The following is a 22,445-nucleotide window of genomic DNA, read 5'->3' as shown; positions in this document are numbered from 1 at the left end:
TGGAAATTAATATTAATTTAATTAGGGCTTTTACGGAATATGCTCGGGAAAAATACGGGTTGTGCATAAAATTTTTTTTTTATATTTTCACAGGCCAAACAAATCGCAAATTATGTCTTCGAACAGGGAAAAAAAATTAAACAGATCTGACGTAAGGATAGGCATTTGGAAGTTTATTCTGTCTTTTGCTGTTTTGTCGGTAGTATCCTTTACTTGTCTTTATCTCTTCTTTAAAAGCTATGATATGCAAAGAGAAGGGATTAGCAGAGACGCGGAAGCTTATAAGGAATTAATGCGCAGAAGTGACGTACTGAAAACTCATGTTGATAACATTTATGAACGCATGACCCAGCTTAATACAAATAAGGTGGATAACGAAGTTTTTCTTAGAACTAATATTATGGACAACGTAAGAGATGCCAAAAATATTATGGGAAAAGATAGTACGACTAATTTTAAGCATTATGCTTTACTTATGAAACAGATTGAGCCCATGTTGGGATTAAAAACCAAGATCATGGAAGTGGAGTACAAAAAAAATATTGTACGCAGAGATCTGGAAGAGTGTATAGGAAAAGTAGGAAGAGCTAATAATGAGCTTAGAAAAGATCCTACAAGAAATTTCACAGGAAGAAAAAGAAGATAAAAAATAAGAGATATGCAAGGACAAATTACATTATCCAAGAAGGAAAGGCATTATCAGTTTTTTTATTTAATACTGATGCTAGTTACGGCCATGATATTTCTAGGTGTTATCTTTTTAAAAGGATTTGAGTCTCCGTTTTCTGATGAAGATGTAAGAGGTATTCAGAACCTTGAGCAAAAAGTAGAATTTGAACAACACCAAAAGATTGTTATACCGATCATGGATAGTACTTATACTTTGATCAGTAAGCTTACCGATGAAACACCACAACCTTTTGTCGAAAATAATATTATCGTTGGGGTGAATGACCTTGCGAATTATTTTAACGGTTATGACGTTGTTGATATCCGAAAAGATGCTTATCCGCAGATTGCAAAATTCTATAAAATGTATTTTGATGATAAGAAAGTAATTTCAACAACTTCAGAAGACATTAAAAAATTTGAAAAGCAGGTGGAAGATTGCAGGATCGGCTTTAAAGATAAGCAGAACAAGCTTTACGAAAGAGAGAATGCACTTAAAGCGCGTACTCAATAAGTTATGAATCTAGGAACTATAAATAAAACACATCACAATTATTAACTATGAATTATTTTCAAAAGAACAAAAAGAACATTATTATTGGTGTCATTGCAACACTGCTCATCGCGGCTCTTGTTGCTCTGTGGCTACAGAAAAAAGTGATCCACTCTGCTGATGATATTGTTGGGGTAGTTTATCCATCCTCACTAGCAGTAGGAGATACGCTTTTATTTGAAGATAAAACCCAGTTTGCGAAAACTAAAAGATGGAACTTCGGAGACGGAACAACCTCTGATAAAAATAGCGGTATCCATTTTTATAATAAACCGGGATATTATCAGGTAAGCTTAATTGTTGACAATAAATATACGAAGTCTTTCCCGGTAATGGTGAATGCAAGAAGCATCCAGAAACCAAAAGATACGACAAAAGTAAAATCAACTATTGAAGCTCCTACCCAGGCCATGCAAAATGAAAACGTGCAGTTCCGTGCAATTTCAGAAGCAAAACAATTTGCCTGGAAGTTTGGTGAAACCGGAAACACAGACTCTAAAGACAAGCTGGCTATTTATTCTTACAAAAAACCGGGAGATTATCTGGTAACTTTATACACGGAAGAAACTCAGGAACCTATCTATCACCGTATCAAAATTCTTCCTGCTTATAACTCTTTAGCAGAAGATGAAGTGTCTGTGGAAGACTCCTATGCAAAAGTTGATAACGATTTCAAATATCACTTACAGCAGATCGCAAATGGAAACAGCTTCAATATGCATTACAATTACCTATTGAAAACTTATCTGTGTAATAATGAAAACACAGTAGTAAAGGTAAATGACAGTAAGGTAAATAATTTTTACATGTATTGTGCGGGACTTCAGTTTGACAAAAATACTGTAATCCAGACTGTAAAAGTAAACCTTGATGATGCAGGAAACTGTGTAACTAAAGTAGATATCAATCAAAGCAAATAATGCCGTCCGGATCTTTCGGATGTACCAATCATAAAAAGATAAAATAGGATGAAAAATAAACTTCCTCTAGCAGCATATTATATAGGACTATCAGTATTGTTGACGAGTTGTCAGGTTAAGCTTCCGTCAAAAAGAACTCCTGAGCCGTCTCAGTACGGGCAGGTGGATGGTTCGCCGGTAGTTAATGGGTTTCCTAAAAAGTCCGTTCCATGGATCGTCGTTTCAGACAGATCGAGAAATACGGCTTATTTAGATAAAAGTGACGAGAAATCGTACAAAGAAGTTAAATTCTTAGAACCTTTAATGGTTTTAAAACATAGAGACGGAATGGTAAAAGTGGCGGAATATGTTCCGGATGCTTTAATGAAAAAAGTTTCGTCCAAATCGATCAAAACTTATGGATGGATTCCTGAATCTGACCTGCTTCTGTGGAGCAATTCATTGAAAAGCGAAAGAACAGGGTATCCTGTAAGGGTGGCTGTAGTACCAAGCAACAGTGAAGTGATCAAAAGTGCTGAGCGATATTACAAAAATGATTCAATCATGGTGTTCAATTCACCAAGCCTTATCGAAACAGCTAATGTGAAGATTCCTAATGGACAAATGGTATATGTCTATAAGCAGGCTGAAAATAACAAGAGATTTTTGGTAGGAAAAAAAACTTCTATAGATATCGACAGCATTGGGAAAAGTCTTTACGGGTGGGTAAGCTCAAATGTGATTTCCACTTGGGGAGAACGCTCCGCGATCAAACTGAAAAATAATACAGGGATTAACGATTCTTCTTTAGGAATCCATGAAGGATATCCTGGAGGTTCTGGATCGGATGCTGAAAATAAAAAAGCTATTTTACTTTCTGAGATCAATAAAAGAACTCCTCTGGAAAATATTTATCCTGTAAATTTAGCTTTAGAGGGAACTCCAACTCCTGATGTTAAAACAAAATATTTTACCAATATTTTAGATTATAGTAAAAATTATGTTTTCAATGTTTTAGGAGAACCTATTTATTTCGATCGTTACAGAGAGATCACGGATAGAGATAAAAACATTAATATTGTCTTTGCTTTAGATGTAAGTGGACCGAATGCTCCTTACGCACCTATTGTTAAATCATTATTACAGGATCTTCAGCTTAGATTTGAAAAGCCATCCTATTTTAATACCGTTAAATATGGAGTGGTTTTATACAAAAATAATCCTTGCGGAAACAATACTTCTGTTTCAAACTTAAGTACAGACTATAGTAAAATTACAGACTTCATTGATCAGAAAACGAACGAAATGAACTGTAACAGCAATAGTGGCTACCAGCCGGTAGGTGAGGCTCTTTCTGCAGCCGGAAACCTGTTGTCTAGTGTTCCTGATGAAACCAATATTGTTGTAACGGTAGGAACTTCTGCCAATCAGAGCGGAAACATGTACAGTGTAATCAGCTCTCTGACACAAGCTCAAGCGAGATTGATCATGTTCCAGACCAGTGCAAGATCTTCAGATAATTATAATGATTTTGTATTGATGGCTGAAAACGTCGTGACCAATACAGCGAAAAATATTGCTGAACTTAAAAAGCAAAAAATTATTAACCAATATGATGTCCTTACCAAGAATAACTTCAGTTTAGTGGAAAGTGATGAAGGGTTCTTCTCATTAGATTATCCTAAACAGAGTATGTCTCAAGGATTTGTAATTTTCCCTAAAAAAGGAGATGTAGCAACTCCGGGGTTCTTGAAAAAATCTGTAGATAGCCTTATTGCTCAAGTTACATTGGATAACCAAACGGTAGATAAATCACTTAATGATTATTTCCATTCTTCAGTAGGTGCGGGAAGAACAGATGTGGATTTGAAGTATAAATATCTGTATCCGGGACTTACCAATCCTGTTTCTGCAGGAATTGCTGCACAGCTCATCAATTATGGAAGTCCGTTCCTTGTAAAAGGGTATATTCCAAAAGATCTGAAAGATTTCACACCGGGAATAGAAAAAGGAATTCTTATTTCTGAATCAGAATATGATAATTTAAAAGCCTTCTATACTGAAGTATATAAAAATACTGAAGCAGAGAGAGCAGACTTTAATCAATCAAGAGCGATTAAAGAATATGTAAGGTTATTGAAAAAATATAATCCAACTATCAAATTCCTGGATAAAGGAGATCTTTATGAACTACCAATGGCTTATGCAATTGGAATGAGTACCGGATTTGACCTTTCAGAAGAAGAATTGATGGCTAAATATAAACTTAAAGGCTGGAGAAAGTCTAAAGTTGTTCCTAATGAAACCGTTAGAAATTATTTCCGTCATTACAAAGATTTAGCGGACAGGATGCTTGCTCATAGAAATGATCCTGCCGTGAAGATTCAACAAAACGGACAGACATTCTATTGGCTTAACGAGTACTTTACTCCAACAAGGCTTCCAACAGAACAACCGGAATATACTAAACATTAATTGTTAATTTTTATAATATTAAAGGCAGAAGTACTATTACTTTTGCCTTTTTTCTATTAATGGAGTTAATGCGATTTTTATAGATGAACTCACGGTCATTGAACTAATAAGAAATTTATTTCAAATCGGATAAAATTGACAAGCGAAGCGAACACTGACTTTTAAAAAAATTACAGACTCAATAATCTTGCAATATAGCTTCCAAAACTTTATATTTCTCTTTTTTGTGTAAAATTTCTGTTTTTGTTTGAATTTTTAAATATTGTAAATTCCTTTATTAAAGGATGTTGTGGTTATATTGTTAAATCCATTGTCGTAGAATTACGACACAAAATCGTAGAACTACTACAATTTTTCAGATTTGTATTCAAAAGTTTTTTTTAGAGAAAAAGACCCTCTATCTTTGCTACACAATCACTGAATCACAAAATATTATTAACGATTAAAATTTACAATCATGGCAGAAAGAAATTCGAGAGGAATCTTAAAATTCAATGGAGGAGAAGGACAAAAGCTGTTGAAAATGAAATACAGCGTATCCAGATCTACAGACGTATCAGGACGTGTAGCATCAGATCCTTCCAATGCACTGATCAAAGTTACAGTAGAAGCTACTGAAAAATCTGATATCCTGGAAAGTTTATTGAATGGTAAATATAAGCCTACAGTAGGAGAAATTACATTCAACAAATCTCACGAAGAAGGAACGCTAATCACACTAAACTGGAATAATGGATACGTAATCCAACACCAGGTAGATTTCGATGCTATTGATAGCAATAGTATGCTGATCAGCTTCGTAGTAAGTGCTGAAACAATTAATTACGGTAACTCTGAGTATGCCGGAATTTGGCCAACAAGCTAAAATTTATACACATTATCAACATTCATAAGAAAAGACTGTCCCTATCAAAGACGGTCTTTTTTGGCCTGAGAAGAATTCATACTGAACTGTTTCTTACTGTAAATCAGTTTTATCCGATCATTATTTCGTGAAATAGTAGTATCTTTAAGGTTAACCAAACACAAAGCAAATGAAAACCGAATTACACAATACACCAAAGGGTTCCTCCTTTCGTCCTTCCCAGAATGCGGATGGTATCTCCGAAAATCATCATGCGGGTATCAATCGTTTAGTGAAATTGTCATTGGTAGTGGAGGGGAAAATAATCAAATATTATAAACATTTCACGCTCAAACAAAAAGCCAGTCATCATCATGAGTTTAGTTTGATACTGGCACATGATGCATTGGGAGGCAGACAAAGTCATACACTTGAAGAAGCAAATAAATTTTTAGGAAAACGCCTTACTGCAATTATTTCTTATAAAGATATTGAGAATAGTCCGGAAAGGAACTTTGTGGGAATTATTACCAAAGTTGGCTTTAGCCAGGAAAAGATGAGCCTGGGAAATATTGTTCTTTCAGGATTCAGCCCTACAATTCTTTTGGATGGGGCTCCACATATTCAGAGCTTTGGAGGTGGGCAACCCGTTAATATGGGAATTATTGCAGAAGAAGTAATCAGGCAGGGAATTGATAAAGGACGTTTTGATATCCGGGTGGACACCAATGATTATTCCCAGATTATTTATAGCAGTCAGTACAATGAGACCCATTATAATTATCTTGCAAGAATGGCCGAAGCTTATGGAGAACAGTTTTATTATGATGGTGAAGTTCTTCACTTTGGAAAACTTCCACCTCAAAATAAGCCTATAAAGCTGGTGTATGGCAGCAATGCAGATAATATCAGGGTAGAATTAAAGGCAGTTCATACAAAGCCACAATATTACGGTTATAATAGCAGTAAAAATGAAAAGCTGACCTCTGGTGAAACTCCGATTAACCATTTGGGAGATCTCGCAAAAACAGCCTACAATCATAATGATAAAATATATAAAACTCCTGCTCTTCAGGTAGCGCCCATCAAAGCGTCTACCCATCTTGATGTGGAGAATTCTCAGAAAAGTAGTTCGGGAAGTGAGGCGGTAAGTGTATTTTCAGTTTCCGGTTCCACAACGGTACCATTTCTTCATCCCGGATGTGTGGCAGATATTCACATGAGAAAGCAGGACAGTAATAAGACTTCTTATTTTACGAAAGTTATGATCACTGAAGCCGTTCATGAAATTGATACCATTGGCCATTATTCAGGAAGCTTTGAATCCATAGCTGCTGATACGGGATTTTTGCCGAAACCTGAATTTACGGTTCCTGTCGCGCAACCTCAGATTGCCACAGTAATAGCTAATGCAGATCCAGAAGGACAGGGAAGGGTACAGGTAAGATTCGACTGGCAAATGAACGATACGACCCATTTCGTAAGAGTAATGAGTCCTGATGCCGGAGGAACAGACCAGATTACCCAAAACCGAGGCTATGTAGCAATTCCGGAAATAGGAGACCAGGTAATGGTGAACTTTGTACACAGTCATCCCGACCGCCCTTTTGTAATGGGAGGAATGTTCCATGGAGGAATAGGCCTTGGCGGTGGAGCAAACAACCGTGTAAAATCTATCCAGACGAGAAGCGGACACAGAATTGTTTTCACGGAAGATGAAAGCATCATTATCACTGATAAAAGTGGTAACGAAATTCATCTGGATACTACCGGAAGTAATATCAATATCACGGCACCGGAAACGATGACCTTGACCTGTAAAAATATGCACATTAATGTAGGGGAGAATATGATGACGACAGTAGGGAACAATCAAAGTGTAACAGTAGAAAATAATATCACAATTTCTGCAGGTAATGATATTGTAGAGACAGCTACAGGAAATAGAATGGAAGTGTCCAATAATCGAACTGAAATGGTGGATAATACTATTCTTAGACAGTCTAACAGGTCAGAAACTTTTGCAGGTTCAATAGACATTAATACAACTCAGGAAAATATGACAATGCAAAGTGCCAAAACAATAGAATGGAATAGTGGTGAAAAATCAAATTTATTTTAATTATGGCAATTATTAAGACTTCAAAAAATATGATTATAAAGACTACAAATAAAGAGGCAGTTATTTGTAAATATAGGCTTGAAGAAACCTCTAAATCTAAATGGTTAGAGGCAACAGAAGGAAAATTAATTTTAAATAGTCCTAAAAAAATATCTTCAAATGGGAACAGGAAATAGTATAGGTAATTACACCCCTGGAAGGCCAAGTATTAATCATATAGTTAATTATAATGAAAATATAATAATAGTAGGTGCAGAAGTACATGATAAAGCTCCTGTTAATAAACTAATGTTTATGGCTCAAGCAGTAAGAAGAGTGAAAATGTCAAGTATTCAAACTGTAATATATTTTAAGCAAGGCTATTCTCAGAGCATGAAGTTAGAATTTGAGAAATCATTAAAATTTTATAAGAAAAATATAAAAATAATAGAAGCTTCTAATTTAAATGAGATTATCAATTATATTAATACTGGTTATACAAATGCTTTGAAAAACTACAGAACAAAAGAAGATGAGTTTGGTAATATCTATAAAGTGAAAAATTTGTATATGTATTCTCATGGAATGCCTAGTAGAATTACATTTATGCTTGATTGGGATTTGTACAAAAATACTAATAAGATAAGTTCAAATGAAACTGCAGAAGCTAATGAATTAAATTTAAACAATTATTCTCGTTTAGATCCTAATAGCTTTGCTCAAGATTCAGAAATATGGTCCTATGCATGTAGAACAGGACTGAGTATTGATAATAATACAGATATAGAAAAATTCACTTGGGGAGAAAGCGAAAGTTTAGCACAAAAATTGGCGGACAAATTAAATTCTAAAGTTTATGCTTTTCTTAAAAGAAGTAATTATAGTGCTACATGGGGAAATAAATCTGATCGAATAGATTTAAAAGTTGCTGATAAATTAGAAAAAGTTAATATTTATGTTAAAAATGATGATGATTTTAGAGCTTACAAAAAACTAGAAAAAAAACTTGATGAAATTTATCCATGGCAACCACAAGGAGCTTATAGAGATGTGATAGCTGGGAGTTCACCTTATGGACCTCCTAATTGTATGTGTATATTTCAAAAAGGCAAAACTATGATCATACCCTGTGATACAATGATTTTTCCTAAAGGTTAATTTAATATTATGAAAAAAAATATAATATTTTTTATTTTATATATCCTTGCTGGATTAATAAGTTTTTTCGGATATAGATTCATCTATAACTCATCTTTTGAATTAGGTAATCTATGTGAAGTTAGTACTGAATGTTATGCTGTGACTCAAAGAACTATTCTTTATGACTGGGGTATAATTTTAATAATAACATTAATAATTTATTTTGTAGCAAGAAAAAAAAATATATTTACTATCATAATTATGACTATTCTTCTATATAATCTATTGAAGATAGATACAAATATGTCAATACCCTTTTTAATAGTTTTAAATTTCTTTGTGATAATACTTACATACTTTTTATTACAAAACATCTCAAAAAAAATGTATATATTAAATGCTATAGGCATATTTTTACTAGTATTAATTGAGTTTCTTCATATAGGAGAAGTTTTTTACTACAATAAAAAATATAGTTCAATCGAAACATTGTTTGATACTTCTATTGTTATAATCTTCATTATAAGTTTACTATTTTCCATCATCAGAAGAAGTATAACTAGTAAACAAATGAAATCAGTTAATTAGTTATTTTTTTTATCTATCTGAAAATGGATGTGTTTAAAGATTAGGAATTGGGTTTGAAAAATAAATTTAAATATGAAAAAAAGTTTTAAGAGAATTCGGTTTTTTCTCAACAAAAAACAAAAGATATAGAATACCAATTATTACCTCTCTAATAGAAGAAATAACTATCTTTATCACATTTAGAATAAAATAATTAATTTTAGCAAAATAAAATATTTGCTTTTATACCTGAATCATCACAGATGAAATAAAAAAAGGTTAGAAGCAGAAAACATCAAATCGGTCTGAAAAGAACAATAACACTGAACGCAAATATTAATATAAGAAGAATTATAAATGGGAGTACTAGTAACCAACGAAACAGTAAAACAGCTATTTCATATTGCTCAGTCGATAGCGAAGGAAAATTATAATGGCACGTATGGTGGTCCACATATTTTACAGGCTTTAATGCATAAAGATATTGGGCTTAATGAATTTTTGAAAAGCATAGATAAAGATCCCGGCTATTTTTACGAGTGGGCAGATGTTCGTATTGAAGAATATCCAAAAACAAGTCATCTCCCGGATGAGGTAGCACAGGATGATGCTGTAGATACTCTAATAGAAGAGGCGGATGATATTCGTTTAAAATTAGGTCTGGATGAGATTACACCTATCTGTATTTTAACGGCTATTGTGAAGCCGCAGGTTGTATTTTCATTGCAACAATTGAAATCACTTCCGTTGAGGGAGCACGAAATTTTCAATTTATATCGAAAGGATACTCCGTTTACCGTTTCAGATGACGGTGACTTTTCATCACTATTCTCCAACGGAGCAGAATATTCAGACTCTTCTTTTCCATCCATTAAAAGTTATTGCGTAGATAGAACGGCACAAGCGAGAAAAGGAGACCTTGAAAACATTATCGGTAGAGATAAAGAATTGAGAATGCTGGTAGAAATCCTTTGTCGCAGAAGCAAACCGAATGTAATTATCATCGGAGAGCCGGGAGTAGGGAAAACAGCTTTAGTAGAAGGTTTTGCTATTGAAATCACAAAAGGAAATGTTCCCGAAATGCTTAAAAACGGAACCCTTTTAGAACTGGACACCGGAGCATTATTAGCCGGAACTTCTTACAAAGGAGAAATTGAAGACCGCCTGAAAAAAGTAATCAATGAATGTAAGAAAATTGAAAAAGCCATTCTTTTCATTGATGAAATTCATACCCTTTTAGACCCGAAAGGGAGCATCGGAAACGTAGCCAACCTTCTGAAACCTGAATTGGCCAGAGGGGAAATTACCGTAATCGGAGCAACCACACAGGAAGAATACAGAAAAATTATAGAGCCGGAACAAGCTTTCAATCGTCGTTTTGAGGTTTTAACGGTTAATGAACCGGATGAAAAAACCTGTGTGAAAATGATTGACGTACTTCTTGATGGCTATAAAAAACACCATGGCATCGAAGTGGAAAAAACTGCCCTTCCGGAATGTGTTCGTCTGGCAAAAAGATATGCAAAAGGTAAAAAATTACCGGATGCTGCTATTGATTTATTAGACAGAACAATGGCTGCTATCAAAATGCTTGACGAACTTTCAGAAAAAGAGTTGAGCAGTTGGAAAGAGAGCTATGATGCTATTTTAAAAGAAGAATACGCAGACAATAAAGATAGAGCAGACGAACTGATCTGGACATACAATCTGTTGAGAGATAAGATCAGTCCTATTTTGTGGGGGTCATTGAGTGAACAGCCTGCTCTTGACAACTCAATGCCGGTAGATCAGATTCAAAAGATTATTGAAGATACGTATGCTGAATTGCTACAACATGCGGCTAAGAAAAGAGAAAAAGTAGACAGATTGGAACTGGCTGCCGTAATGGCTGCCAAAACCAATATTCCCATTGGAAAAATCCAGGCTCAGGAGAAAGAAAAACTTCTGAATATGGAATCCCTTCTACTAAACAGAGTCGTAGGGCAAGACCATGCCTTAAAAATTCTTTCTGACGCTATCGTTGAAAACCGAAGCGGATTAAATAAACCGGGACAGCCAATCGGATCGTTCTTCCTTTTAGGACCTACAGGAACCGGTAAAACCGAATTGGCAAAATCTATGGCGGAATTGCTTTTCAACGATGAAAAAGCAATGGTACGTTTTGATATGTCGGAATTTAAAGAAGAACATTCCGCAGCATTATTATATGGAGCGCCTCCGGGATATGTTGGATACGAAGAAGGAGGAATGCTTGTCAACAAAATCAGGCAACAGCCTTATACCGTAGTTCTTTTTGATGAGATTGAAAAAGCACACCATTCCGTTTTTGATGTATTCCTGCAAATTATGGATGAAGGGAAAGTACACGACAAACTCGGAAAAGAAGGAGATTTTAGCAATGCTTTGATCCTGTTTACTTCCAATATCGGTAGTGAGGAAATCGTAAAACAATTTGAAGAAGGTAAAGTTCCGGAATCCTCGTCATTGATGCAGATCATGTCTAACTCAGGAAGATTCAGACCGGAATTCCTGGCAAGGATTACAGAAATTATTCCTTTTGCACCGATTACAGAATCTATTGCAGAAAGAATTTTTAATATCCAGTTGAAATCACTTCATACCTCATTAACCCGATTAGGGATTGCTTTAAAAATCAGTGATGATGCAGTAAGAAACCTTGCATTAGGTGGATTCAGCAGTAAGTATGGTGCAAGACAGATTTCAGGAGTGATCCGTGCCCAGTTGGCAAGGCCAATCTCCAAAATGATTGTAAGAGAAGAAGTGAAATCCGGCCAAACCATTCATGTAGATTGGAATAAAGAAGAAGAAAAATTAAGCTGGAAAGTAGATTAATTAAGAAAAAAGCAAAAAGGTAAAAATCAGATTTACCTTTTTGCTTATAAAATATTTAAAATGAAAACTATTGTCAGAAATATCTTTACAGGTTTACTATTATTAGGAACTGTTGTTTTGGTCAACGGACAATTCCTTGCTGCTACCGATACCTCAGAAAGCAGTGTGAAAAAATATAAGAATATCATCAATTCCAATAAAGATCTTGTTGAATTTATTGAACAATTGCTCCTTCAGAAAGGGCTTCCCAAACATTTGAGAAACCTTGCATTGATCGAGTCCCATTTTGATAGAAATATTACTTCAGGAGCCGGAGCAGTCGGAATCTGGCAATTCATGACGGCACATGCCAACCAATACGGGCTTACCGAACAAAACCGTACAGATGTTTATAAAAGCACAAAAACAGCGGTCGTTTCATTAGGTAACCTTTATAAGAAATACAATAACTGGGTGACTGTAGTCGCGGCTTATAATTGTGGAGAAGGTAACATTTCAAAAGCGATGCAGGCCGCAGGTTCCTCACAATATCATGAGTTTTCTAAATACCTGCCAGCGGAAACAATCAACCATGTTAAAAAATATTTGAATGCGTGTTATGCAACAGGAGAACTGGAAAGCGTTTTGAATAATTACAATTCTTCAAGACTTAATAAAGTTTTCTTTGAAGGAGAGAATAAAAAAATGACAGCTGCAGCTCTTTCAGAAACGGATATTAATGCAGGATTTAATTTGAATATCGTTGCTGATGAGTTGAAAGTAAATATGGATGAGCTCCTTGCCTGGAATCCGGGAATTGTAGAAGAATTGCAGAAAAAAGGAGAAAGTCCTTTCTATTTACCAACAGATCTGATGCCTGATTTCCTTTTAAGAAAAAACAAAATCCTTTTACGTTCCATTAAAGAAGGACATAATACTCAGCAATAAATGGATCTTTGATATGATTAATAGGTGATGATCAATGTAAGTTGATTGTTAAAATCATCATTTTGTTTAAGTAGAAAAAATTACAATCATAGCGATTCGTGAAAATCAGTGTCATTCGTGGCCTTCCAACATTAGCGTCTTTTCAATTTTTAATTTGATTAGTCATATAAATTAACCTGAGTTCGGGTTAAGGAAATTAAGATTTAGATTATTGGAAGCTGGAAGAGGGAGGCTGGAAGTTATTTTCAGTCCCATTATCTATAGATGGTTACCATAAATTTAATATCATCATTGTTTAAAAAAGATGAAAATATGGGAAAAACTGTTCTTTATAACCTGAATAACTTCCAGCTCCCAGCTTCCAACCTGATTAAAATAGAAAATTCTTATCCCGAATTCAGGTTAAATTAAATCATCATATAAATTCGCGAAAATCAGCGTCATTCGTGGCCTCCTAAACATTCACCATTTTCCATCCTTTTTTATTTCGTTGTCTCCCGATCTGTTAACACTTCCCAATTTTATATTAAAAAAAACTTAATATTTCTCTTTTGTGTGGAAAATTATCTGTTTTAGAGGGATTTATCATTTATTTAAAATCCTTTGTTGAAGGGTTTTTGTGAGTGTTTGTTAAATCCATTGTCGTAGAACTACTACAATTTTTCAATTTTATACTTAAAAGTTTTTTTCCCAGAAAGAGACCCTCTATATTTGTTACACAATCACCGAATCACAAAATATTATTAACGATTAAAATTTACAATCATGGCAGAAAGAAATTCGAGAGGAATCTTAAAATTCAACAATGGAGAAGGACAAAAGCTGTTAAAATTAAACTACAGTGTATCCAGATCTACAGACGTATCAGGACGTGTAGCATCAGATCCTTCCAATGCATTGATCAAAGTTACAGTAGAAGCTACTGAAAAATCTGATATCCTGGAAAGTTTACTGAATGGTAAATATAAACCTACAGTAGGAGAAATTACTTTTAACAAATCCCACGAAGAAGGAACGCTAATCACACTAAACTGGAACAATGGCTATGTAATCCAGCACGAAGTAGACTTCGATGCAGTAGATACAAACAGTATGTTGATCAGTTTCGTAATCAGTGCTGAAACCATCAACTACGGAAATTCCGAGTATGCCGGACTGTGGCCAGGTAACTAAACAGACCCATCTCTTAGTAAAAATAAAATTGGTACAGAACAGTGCACTCATTCGGGTATACTGTTCTGTTTTTTCCATTTTTAAATACTAAAGAAAATTTCTCGGATCATTTTTATATGCCTTGCTATTGAGCAATAGATCGACCAGAATGTTTTTTGATTCGTAGATGCTGTAGATATATCAGCAAAATATTCAATATTTATTTAACTTAAACACAGAGTATTATGTTTCAGGATGATAAAGAAATTAAAGTACCGGCTTCAAAAAATAATTTGAAAACAGGTACAGAACAGTTAAAAAATACTGCTAAAGAAAACGTTGCAAAAAAAGCAGAAGCAAAATTGAATAAAACAGGGGAAAAGGTAAAAAAAGCAGTAACGACAGGTCAACAAAGCCTAAGTGCTGTGCAGGGAGCAGATATGTTTATGAATCAGACTATGGTTCCCAATAATCCTTCCATTGTTGAAAAGAAAGTTTGGTCAAAACAACCTACTTCAAAAATACATAATGCCGAAGCCATTCCCGAAAGTTATATTGCCGGGATTAATCGTGTTGTAAAACTCGATGTGGTCATTGAAGGGCAGATTATTAAGCATTTTAAACATTTTAAACTCATACAAAATGCTGCTAAACATCATGAGTTTAGCCTGATGTTGGCGTATGATAGCTTAGGAGGTGCTGAAAACCACAATTTACAGGAAGCCCAGAATTTTTTAGGAAAAAGGATTACTGTTGTTTTCAAATATAAAGACATTGAAAAAGGAGCAGAGCGAAACTTTGTAGGTGTCGTTACAGAAGTTGGATTCAGTCAGGAAAAAGGAAGCCTTGGGAATATCATTCTTAAAGGATATAGCCCTACAGTACTTTTGGATGCTGCCCCTCATATTCAGAGTTTTGGAGGAATGCAGCCGGTGAGCTTAAACAGTATAGCCGATCAGGTAATCCGGGAAGGATTAGGGCAAAACAAATTTGACTTTAGGGTAGATGCCCAACACGGGAATGTTTCCTATAGTTCTCAATACGAAGAAACACATTATAATTATCTTGCTCGAATGGCTGAAGCTTACGGTGAGCAGTTTTATTACGATGGTGAGGTTCTTCATTTTGGAAAGCTTCCACCACAGGAAAAGCCGGTTAAGCTAACCTATGGAAGCAGTGTAAGTGATATTGCCATTAAAATGAAAGCTCAGCATGTGAGTCCTACTTTTTATGGATATAACAGCAGCAAAAATGAAAAACTGACTGCCGGAAATTCAAAAATCAATCATACTTCAGATATTGCACGACGTGCTTACGAAATATCAGAGAAAACCTTTACTACCCCTTCGCTAAGAGTCGCTCCAATAAAGGCTTCGTCTTTTATGGATATTGATGCTTCCCAAAAAGGAACGGCAGGAAGTAAAGCTTCTGAGGTTTTTATCACTTCTGGAACAACGACAGTTCCGTTTCTATATCCGGGATGTACCGCAGATATTGAAATGCGTAAAACAGAAAGCAATGAAACAGCTTATTTCACTAAGCTAATGATTATTGAAGTGACCCACGAAGTAGATGCCAGAGGTTATTATAATGGGAAATTTGAAGCTATTGCCGCAGATACCGGTTATATTCCCCGTCCGGAATTTGAAACTCCGAAAGCAGAACCTCAATTTGCCAAAGTCATTTCAAATACAGATCCTTTAAATCAGGGAAGAGTTAAAATACAATTCGATTGGCAAAGCGGTCCTGATACTTCAGAATTTATCCGGGTGATGACACCAGATGCGGGAAGCAGTGATAAAGTAAATAAAAACAGAGGATTTATGGCTATTCCCGAGGTCGGAGACCAGGTGATTGTCAACTTTGTTCATCAGCATCCCGACCGTCCTTTTGTAATGGGGGGAATGTTTCACGGTGGAATTGGAGGCGGAGGCGGAACCAATAATAATGTGAAAAGTTTAAGTAGCCGAAGCGGGAACAAATTAGAATTAAATGATGGTGAAGGCTCGGTTTTTCTTACAGATCAAGGTGGTGCCAATATGAAATTTGATGGGGCAGGAAACGCCCACACCAATGCCAATAACAATAAAACGGTAAATGTTGGTAACAATAATACCGTGAATGCAGGAAGTACCAGTTCTATTAACGTAGGAGGTAAAGAAGGTGAAGGAGCTAATTCTTATTTAAAAATGGACGCTTCCGGAAATATATCTTTAGAAGGAAAAACCAAAATAGAATTAAAAGTAGGCGAAAATAGCATTACCATTACCCAACAAGGCATTACCATTTCTGCAAAAAAAGGTTTTCTGGATCTGAATTCATTAGAAAATGCTTTACTGACTACCCAGGATAATCTAAGCATTTATAGTAAAGCCTTAACGTCGATTAATGCTACGGGAGATATGACCATTACAGGAAGTACGGTAGATATCAATTAATATGTAGTATAAGGCATTTGAATTCTTAAAACCCCATTGAAAGTATGGCATTGGAACTAAATATTGAAGAAAAAAATGATTTATCAGGATTTAAATATGCCTGGTATAAAAAAGCAGAATACAATATCAATATTAAATCTTATCTTACTTTAGGAAATGGAAAGGCCAATCAAACGGAAATAGAAGAAGACTGGATCGTGATGCCGGGAGAATATAACCAGATCACCATCAATTCTTCTACCCAAAGATATATTCAGGCAGATGGACAAATGCAACCTTTTTATGAAATCCTTGACAAAATAAACAAGGCCACAGATGTACTGGAACTATCTTTAAATACAGATAAAAGCATTCATGAAGTCACTAATAAAACTGAAATTTTAGACAAATGGAGCAGTATAAAAAAGGATTTACACTTCTATGAACTGATCAAAGAAAGCTTTGAGGCTTTTATACAGGTGTATGATAAAGAGTTTAATAATATGGATCATAATATTAAACAAAACTTATTGTACCAGATTATGTTTTATCCGCTGCCGGCATTCAGAGGGGGTGGTTTTACAGATAAAATTCCTGTAAGAACGGTTTTATCAACCCTTTTTCCCGGAGAAAAATTAAGATACACCTCTGAATATACCATTTCCGGAAGTACAGAAGGAGGATATTTGGTAAAACTGGAAGGGAAAGGAAAAGACAACCAGTCCCATTTTGAAAATATTTACAATGAAAAATACCAGAGAACGCTTGGCAGTTCTTTAGAGTATAGATATACAATAGAAGGAGAATATGTTTATAATGAAGATTCAGTATTGTCTGAGGTTACTTTCCATGTGAAAGAAGAACTCAATGAAAAGATGTTTTATGTCTGCAGATATCATATAAAACTAAACAAAAAAGTACCGGTATGAGTCAATTATATATAGCACAGGATACCCCGCTTATGTGCAGTAAGGGCAGGAGGCTTATAGGAATTGGGGTGAGCTCGCAATCTTCGGTAAAACTGAAGAAAGGTGCCAAGTTGATGGCAACAGAAGATGATCGCTTTAAAGACAATTTTATTTGTCCCGAGATGATGATGGCCGGAGCTTTAGCCGGAGTAGCTGTAGCAGCTGCTTTTTCAGGAGGACTTTTTGTTTTAGCCGCTGCTGCCTGGGCAGGAAGTGCCCTAATTGATGATTGCCTGAACATCTGCTCATTTCTATGCAAAGGAAGTGACTGGAAAAATACCCATCCCAAAGTAAAAGTTGAAAATAAAAAACCTTTATTGCAAAATTCCAGTTTACATTGCTTTTTAGGTGGTGAGATTACTTTTCATTTGCCTGTTGCTCAGTTGAAAGAGGCTGTTACAGCCAGTAAAATGGCTCAGGACTCTTACGAAGACAATAAAGGACAAAATACAAATATTGATGGATATACCCGTATTGATACTGATGAACAGGATGAGTTAGACAAATTATTTGGACCGGGAGTATTTGATCCAAAAGATTTTAATACAAATGAAGATAACGGCTTCTTTTCTTCCTTATATTATAATAAAGATACCAATGAATATTTTGTATCTTTCAGAGGCTCAGAAGCTGGTGATCAATTTGTAAAAGACTGGGTAATAGAAGATGGAGGGCAAGCCTTTGGTTTTAATACTCCTCAAGTAGGAAAGACCCAAGCCCTTGCTAAAAAAATAAAAAAGAAGGTTAAAGGAACTGTAAAATTTACCGGACATTCATTAGGAGGAGGAAATAGTGCAATGGCTTCTTACTATACTGGATTTACAGGTTATACCTTCAATGCAAGAGGTGTTCATCAGAATACTTTAAATTATCTTGATAAAGAAGGAGCTGTAGGATCAACTTCTAATATCATCAATTATAGTACAAGTAATGATATTCTTAACGGATTACAAAACAACAGGGAAGGATTACTTTCTACACTGGCTTTTTCAAGAATTCCCGGACTTAATAAACTGGCCATCTTTGGAGGCCTTACCGGTGCTGCTCCACGCGCATTGGGACAACAAAATGAAATCTTCGGATATATAGAAGATAATGAAGGGCTTGGAATTAAGACTTTAGGAAGCGGACATGGTGCCTATGCAGATGCGCTTCAGGCAATGGTAGCCAATATCAATACAGACGTTGTAGCAAATAATATATAATATGAAACCAATTATTCTAATAATATTTTCGATCATGACACTTTTTTCCTGTTCAGATTTTAGCCTTAGGTCGCGTAAAAAAGAAAATAGAAACCAGTATCCGCCTTCAAAAATGTTTAAAGGAGATGGCTTATTAGCTGCTCAAAAAATGTTTGATGGAGATTTGACCGGTATGGAACAGATTATTAAAGAGAAAAAAATTGATCTTAATAAGCTACAGGAAGAAACCGGGTATACTTTATTGATGTATGCTTCTATTATTGAAGATCTTAAGGCCATGGAAAAACTCATGGAACTCGGTGCCGATCCTAATATTATTATTCCCCATAAAGGATTAAAATCCCCTTTAAACCATGCAGTAGCTCTTAATAATTATGATATGCTTCAATTGCTTTTTAAGTATAAAGTCAATCCTAATCCTGCTTTAGGGGATTCTCCATTGTCTGATGCCATGATGATAGGAGGGTTTGAAAATACTGAAAAGAAAATGATTGACTACTTGCTTCAGAATGGAGCTAGTATCAATAATATATCCTATAATGGTAATAATATTATGGAGAATGCTGCAAGAGATGATTTAGATCTAGCTGCGTATTTACTGGGAAAAGGTGGTCAACCAATTATTTCAGGAACAAAACTTTGTCCGATGGCAGATCAGATTCAGTTTGAAGAAGAGGATCAAATTAAATTTCAAAAAACAAATACACCCTATTTTAAAAAACTATCTGCGCTTAAAAAGCAGTTGATAGAAAAATATAACGTTCAGTTTCCCTACAAACAAGATACAATAGCAGAAGCTAAGCTTAGAATAAAACTGTATGAAAATTTAAATTCTAAAGATAAAATATCAGTTAATTTTAATAAGAATTATGGTGAAAATCGTTATCAGCAGGATTTAGCTATAGTTAAAGGAAGATAAAGGAGATTAAGTTATTAATGGGAAAAGATATATTAGATGAGTAAACCAATTATTTTAATACTATTTTCGATCATGACACTTTTTTCCTGTTCAGATTTTAGCCTTAGATCACGTAAAAATGCAAATAGAAGGCAATATCCACCTCAAAAATTATTTAAAGGGATTCAACTTCAGGCTGCACAAAAAATTTTTGATGAAGATAATGCCGGACTTGGAAATATAATTGATATTCATCCTGAAATTATTAATCAACACAGTGAGAAAGAAAGTCCATCAGGCGATTTAGCAGGAGTTACATTATTGCACTATGCTTCAATGCTTGAAAACATGAATGCAATGGAAATTTTATTACAGAAAGGCGCAGATCCTGATATTATGGACGCATTAGATGGTTCTGCACTCTCACATGCTGTAGCTCTTAATAATTATGATATGTTGAATTTATTGTTAAAATATCATGCAACACTTAATCCATCCATTGGATCAAGCCCGCTTAGTGACGCAATGATGCTGGGAGGATTTGAAGGTACTGAAAGAAAAATGATCAATTATTTGCTGGAACATGGTGCAGATATTAATCATACATCTTATAACGGGAGTAATATAATGGAAGATGCTGCTAGGGATGACTTGGATCTGGCAAATTATTTTTTAGAGAAAGGGGGGCAACCAGTTATTGTTGGAACAAATCTTTGCCCAATGGCTGATTATATTCAATATAAAGAGATGCAAAAAAAGGAACGTAATCTACCTGAGTCGCCTTATTATGAGAAACTTTTTAATATTAAAAAACAACTAGTAGAAAAATATAATGTCAAGTTTCCCTATAAACAAGATACAATCGCAGAAGCTAAGCTTAGAATAAAATTGTATGAAAATCTAAGTCCTAAAGATAAAGTTTCCGTTAATTTCTATAAGAATTATGGTGAAAATCTTTATCAGGAAGATTTAAAAAGAGTGAAAGAACAATAAAAACTACTCAAGTAGAGATTGATTAATAATAATGGAGTTTATACAATATAAAATACAGAAAAAAGATACATTAGAATCTATTGCAGAAAAACAACAAATCTCAGTAAAGGAACTTGTGGATTTTCATAATCAATATTCCGGAATCACGGGTGTTATTATTGGAAATGCGTTGCCAATTCATCTGGAACACATTTTTGTTAGTAAGGAACATATCAAAAAGCAAAAGGTCAGAAAAATAAAAGAAGGTGATAAACCTACTTTTAATCAAAAGGCAAGATACCGTTGTGTACAGGTAAACACTACAAGCATTAATGGAGAAGTTGTCCAGTTTGTAGAACAAAAATTTCAATACCTCCTTAAAATGGATACAGTTAATCAGCTGGGATCTGTTAAAAGAGAAGATTATTTAAAAAAGATGACTCCTTCGGTGATGTTGGATGTACTCGACTTTATTGCAGAAACCGATTATATAAAACATAATACCCTCTTTACATTGGATGAGAGCGGACAGATAAAAACGATTCTCAATAGAAAAGAATTAAATGAAAATTGGCTGGCATATAAAAAACAAAAGCTCCATAACAATCCTTTTATTATAGAGTTAGCCAAAACGAATGCAGATGCGGTTCAGGAAATTATTAAGTTAGGAGATATTCAGTTTTCCCAGGAGGCTGCTAATGAAGAAGAGTACAGAAAAGACTTTTTTTATTTTACTTGTTTTAATCAATATATCTTCAGTGATACCCTGGAGACAAGTCATTTCAATTTCCTTTCTACGGTTGTACCTCCTAACGTTGTCCCTCTTAGTTTAAGATACGATAAAGTTTCTGAGCAAAATGATGTGCTAACCATCAGAATGGTGGCAGAATATCAATTAACCAAAGAATTGGAAGAAAATATTATTAGCCAATATAATGCCTTGCATAAACCAAGCATAGGTTTTAGTTATACCCAATATAAACTGATTTTTCGCTCTACCATAGAAATAGATACCCGAACCAGATTGGTGAAAACAGCTACGGTAAAAATGAAGGAATCAATTGCAGATAATATCGAAAATGAATGCAATTATAGTATAAAACAATTAGAAAATTATACCCCGGATGAAGGAAACTAGGAACTTTCAATTTAATGGTATTGATGCCAAAACAGAATGGAAAATAGGATTGATATTGGCTGTTCCTGCATTAGGTGTATTCCTTTTAGTCATGTATTTATCAGAGTCCTATTTACCTAAAACTTATTTTTTATACCCTGTTTTACTCGCTGCGGTTGTAACAATACTAATAAGTATTCTCATATTGAAATTCTTGAGCAGTAGTATAAAAGATAAAAAGTGGAACATTAATATTAATGACAAGGTTCTTGAGATCACTCATAAAAATATTAAAAAAGAAATCCCATTAGCAGATATCAGATCTATTAAAAATCTGGGAAATGTAGGTTTCAGATATCTGACGATAATAACGCATCATGAAACCATTAAGATAAGAGTAGGTAATACCGGTTTTGTACCATTCTCAACCCAAAAGGATCTTGAAAACTGTGATGCTTTTGTTGAATATCTCAGACCTTTTTTAGAAGAAAACTTCAATAAAAAAGAACTTAAGAATAAAATAAACACTCAGATATTCCCCAACTATGGAGTATATGTAGTGAAATCTGAAAAGATTAAATACAGTATTATCAACAGGCTGAAGCCATGGCAAATCATGATTATTTTTCTTTGCGGAGGTTTTTTACTATTGGTTTTACTATTTACACAACTTGAAAAATATTGGTAA

General features: G+C 34.6%; 18 protein-coding genes. All 18 read left to right on the top strand.

Annotation, left to right across the window (positions count from 1 at the left end):
• The first annotated feature begins 112 nt into the window (after positions 1-112).
• The gene (tssO, locus tag CW752_RS12630) at positions 113-646 is read left to right on the top strand and encodes a type VI secretion system TssO (protein WP_101240072.1); all 534 of its coding nucleotides are present in this window, start codon (positions 113-115) and stop codon (positions 644-646) included.
• Positions 647-658: 12 nt separating this feature from the next.
• Positions 659-1,183 (top strand): type VI secretion system transmembrane protein TssO, encoded by a 525-nt coding sequence (locus CW752_RS12625; RefSeq protein WP_101240071.1) that lies wholly within the window; start codon positions 659-661, stop codon positions 1,181-1,183.
• A gap of 47 nt (positions 1,184-1,230) precedes the next feature.
• Complete coding sequence (locus CW752_RS12620) at positions 1,231-2,142, top strand: PKD domain-containing protein (protein WP_101240070.1); 912 nt, start codon at positions 1,231-1,233, stop codon at positions 2,140-2,142.
• A gap of 48 nt (positions 2,143-2,190) precedes the next feature.
• Complete coding sequence (tssR, locus tag CW752_RS12615; RefSeq protein ID WP_101240069.1) at positions 2,191-4,596, top strand: type VI secretion system protein TssR domain-containing protein; 2,406 nt, start codon at positions 2,191-2,193, stop codon at positions 4,594-4,596.
• 457 nt (positions 4,597-5,053) lie between these two features.
• Positions 5,054-5,461: a type VI secretion system tube protein TssD gene (gene tssD, locus CW752_RS12610; protein ID WP_101240068.1), complete on the top strand. Its 408-nt coding sequence runs from the start codon at positions 5,054-5,056 to the stop codon at positions 5,459-5,461.
• 169 nt (positions 5,462-5,630) lie between these two features.
• Positions 5,631-7,562, top strand: a complete 1,932-nt coding sequence (locus CW752_RS12605; RefSeq protein WP_101240067.1) for a type VI secretion system Vgr family protein — start codon at positions 5,631-5,633, stop codon at positions 7,560-7,562.
• A gap of 2 nt (positions 7,563-7,564) precedes the next feature.
• A complete protein-coding gene (locus CW752_RS16935; RefSeq protein WP_185117626.1) occupies positions 7,565-7,738 on the top strand; it encodes a hypothetical protein in 174 nt (57 codons plus the stop codon).
• A complete protein-coding gene (locus CW752_RS12600; RefSeq protein WP_101240066.1) occupies positions 7,722-8,699 on the top strand; it encodes a hypothetical protein in 978 nt (325 codons plus the stop codon). Before CW752_RS16935 ends, CW752_RS12600 begins: the two co-directional genes overlap by 17 nt.
• 906 nt (positions 8,700-9,605) lie before the next feature.
• Positions 9,606-12,101 carry an ATP-dependent Clp protease ATP-binding subunit gene (locus CW752_RS12590; protein ID WP_101240064.1) on the top strand — a complete coding sequence of 832 codons (2,496 nt, stop codon included), beginning with the start codon at positions 9,606-9,608 and terminating at the stop codon, positions 12,099-12,101.
• A gap of 60 nt (positions 12,102-12,161) precedes the next feature.
• Positions 12,162-13,028: a lytic transglycosylase domain-containing protein gene (locus tag CW752_RS12585; protein ID WP_101240063.1), complete on the top strand. Its 867-nt coding sequence runs from the start codon at positions 12,162-12,164 to the stop codon at positions 13,026-13,028.
• 765 nt (positions 13,029-13,793) lie between these two features.
• Entirely contained in the window at positions 13,794-14,201 is a 408-nt protein-coding gene (gene tssD, locus CW752_RS12580) for a type VI secretion system tube protein TssD (RefSeq protein WP_101240062.1), read from the top strand.
• Between the two features lie 224 nt (positions 14,202-14,425).
• Positions 14,426-16,618 (top strand): type VI secretion system Vgr family protein, encoded by a 2,193-nt coding sequence (locus CW752_RS12575; protein ID WP_101240061.1) that lies wholly within the window; start codon positions 14,426-14,428, stop codon positions 16,616-16,618.
• A 44-nt stretch (positions 16,619-16,662) separates the two neighbouring features.
• Positions 16,663-17,526: a hypothetical protein gene (locus tag CW752_RS12570; RefSeq protein WP_101240060.1), complete on the top strand. Its 864-nt coding sequence runs from the start codon at positions 16,663-16,665 to the stop codon at positions 17,524-17,526.
• Positions 17,523-18,770: a PAAR-like protein gene (locus CW752_RS12565; RefSeq protein WP_101240059.1), complete on the top strand. Its 1,248-nt coding sequence runs from the start codon at positions 17,523-17,525 to the stop codon at positions 18,768-18,770. Before CW752_RS12570 ends, CW752_RS12565 begins: the two co-directional genes overlap by 4 nt.
• Before the next feature lie 34 nt (positions 18,771-18,804).
• The gene (locus tag CW752_RS12560; protein ID WP_228401750.1) at positions 18,805-19,689 is read left to right on the top strand and encodes an ankyrin repeat domain-containing protein; all 885 of its coding nucleotides are present in this window, start codon (positions 18,805-18,807) and stop codon (positions 19,687-19,689) included.
• A gap of 36 nt (positions 19,690-19,725) precedes the next feature.
• The gene (locus tag CW752_RS12555; RefSeq protein WP_228401748.1) at positions 19,726-20,661 is read left to right on the top strand and encodes an ankyrin repeat domain-containing protein; all 936 of its coding nucleotides are present in this window, start codon (positions 19,726-19,728) and stop codon (positions 20,659-20,661) included.
• A 31-nt stretch (positions 20,662-20,692) separates the two neighbouring features.
• Positions 20,693-21,778 (top strand): LysM peptidoglycan-binding domain-containing protein, encoded by a 1,086-nt coding sequence (locus CW752_RS12550; RefSeq protein ID WP_101240057.1) that lies wholly within the window; start codon positions 20,693-20,695, stop codon positions 21,776-21,778.
• Positions 21,765-22,445, top strand: a complete 681-nt coding sequence (locus CW752_RS12545) for a hypothetical protein (protein ID WP_101240056.1) — start codon at positions 21,765-21,767, stop codon at positions 22,443-22,445. Before CW752_RS12550 ends, CW752_RS12545 begins: the two co-directional genes overlap by 14 nt.

The organism is Chryseobacterium sp. PMSZPI (assembly GCF_002835665.1).
Lineage (GTDB): Bacteria > Bacteroidota > Bacteroidia > Flavobacteriales > Weeksellaceae > Chryseobacterium.
The sequence above is the reverse complement of the archived record's forward strand: the minus strand, read 5'-3'. Positions and strand labels throughout refer to the sequence as shown.

Bases quoted from the DNA above. Each gene is read 5' to 3' on its own strand.
- tssO (WP_101240072.1), top strand. From the start codon at position 113: ATGTCTTCGAACAGGGAAAAAAAATTAAACAGATCTGACGTAAGGATA.
- CW752_RS12625 (WP_101240071.1), top strand. From the start codon at position 659: ATGCAAGGACAAATTACATTATCCAAGAAGGAAAGGCATTATCAGTTT.
- CW752_RS12620 (WP_101240070.1), top strand. From the start codon at position 1,231: ATGAATTATTTTCAAAAGAACAAAAAGAACATTATTATTGGTGTCATT.
- tssR (WP_101240069.1), top strand. From the start codon at position 2,191: ATGAAAAATAAACTTCCTCTAGCAGCATATTATATAGGACTATCAGTA.
- tssD (WP_101240068.1), top strand. From the start codon at position 5,054: ATGGCAGAAAGAAATTCGAGAGGAATCTTAAAATTCAATGGAGGAGAA.
- CW752_RS12605 (WP_101240067.1), top strand. From the start codon at position 5,631: ATGAAAACCGAATTACACAATACACCAAAGGGTTCCTCCTTTCGTCCT.
- CW752_RS16935 (WP_185117626.1), top strand. From the start codon at position 7,565: ATGGCAATTATTAAGACTTCAAAAAATATGATTATAAAGACTACAAAT.
- CW752_RS12600 (WP_101240066.1), top strand. From the start codon at position 7,722: ATGGGAACAGGAAATAGTATAGGTAATTACACCCCTGGAAGGCCAAGT.
- CW752_RS12590 (WP_101240064.1), top strand. From the start codon at position 9,606: ATGGGAGTACTAGTAACCAACGAAACAGTAAAACAGCTATTTCATATT.
- CW752_RS12585 (WP_101240063.1), top strand. From the start codon at position 12,162: ATGAAAACTATTGTCAGAAATATCTTTACAGGTTTACTATTATTAGGA.
- tssD (WP_101240062.1), top strand. From the start codon at position 13,794: ATGGCAGAAAGAAATTCGAGAGGAATCTTAAAATTCAACAATGGAGAA.
- CW752_RS12575 (WP_101240061.1), top strand. From the start codon at position 14,426: ATGTTTCAGGATGATAAAGAAATTAAAGTACCGGCTTCAAAAAATAAT.
- CW752_RS12570 (WP_101240060.1), top strand. From the start codon at position 16,663: ATGGCATTGGAACTAAATATTGAAGAAAAAAATGATTTATCAGGATTT.
- CW752_RS12565 (WP_101240059.1), top strand. From the start codon at position 17,523: ATGAGTCAATTATATATAGCACAGGATACCCCGCTTATGTGCAGTAAG.
- CW752_RS12560 (WP_228401750.1), top strand. From the start codon at position 18,805: ATGACACTTTTTTCCTGTTCAGATTTTAGCCTTAGGTCGCGTAAAAAA.
- CW752_RS12555 (WP_228401748.1), top strand. From the start codon at position 19,726: ATGAGTAAACCAATTATTTTAATACTATTTTCGATCATGACACTTTTT.
- CW752_RS12550 (WP_101240057.1), top strand. From the start codon at position 20,693: ATGGAGTTTATACAATATAAAATACAGAAAAAAGATACATTAGAATCT.
- CW752_RS12545 (WP_101240056.1), top strand. From the start codon at position 21,765: ATGAAGGAAACTAGGAACTTTCAATTTAATGGTATTGATGCCAAAACA.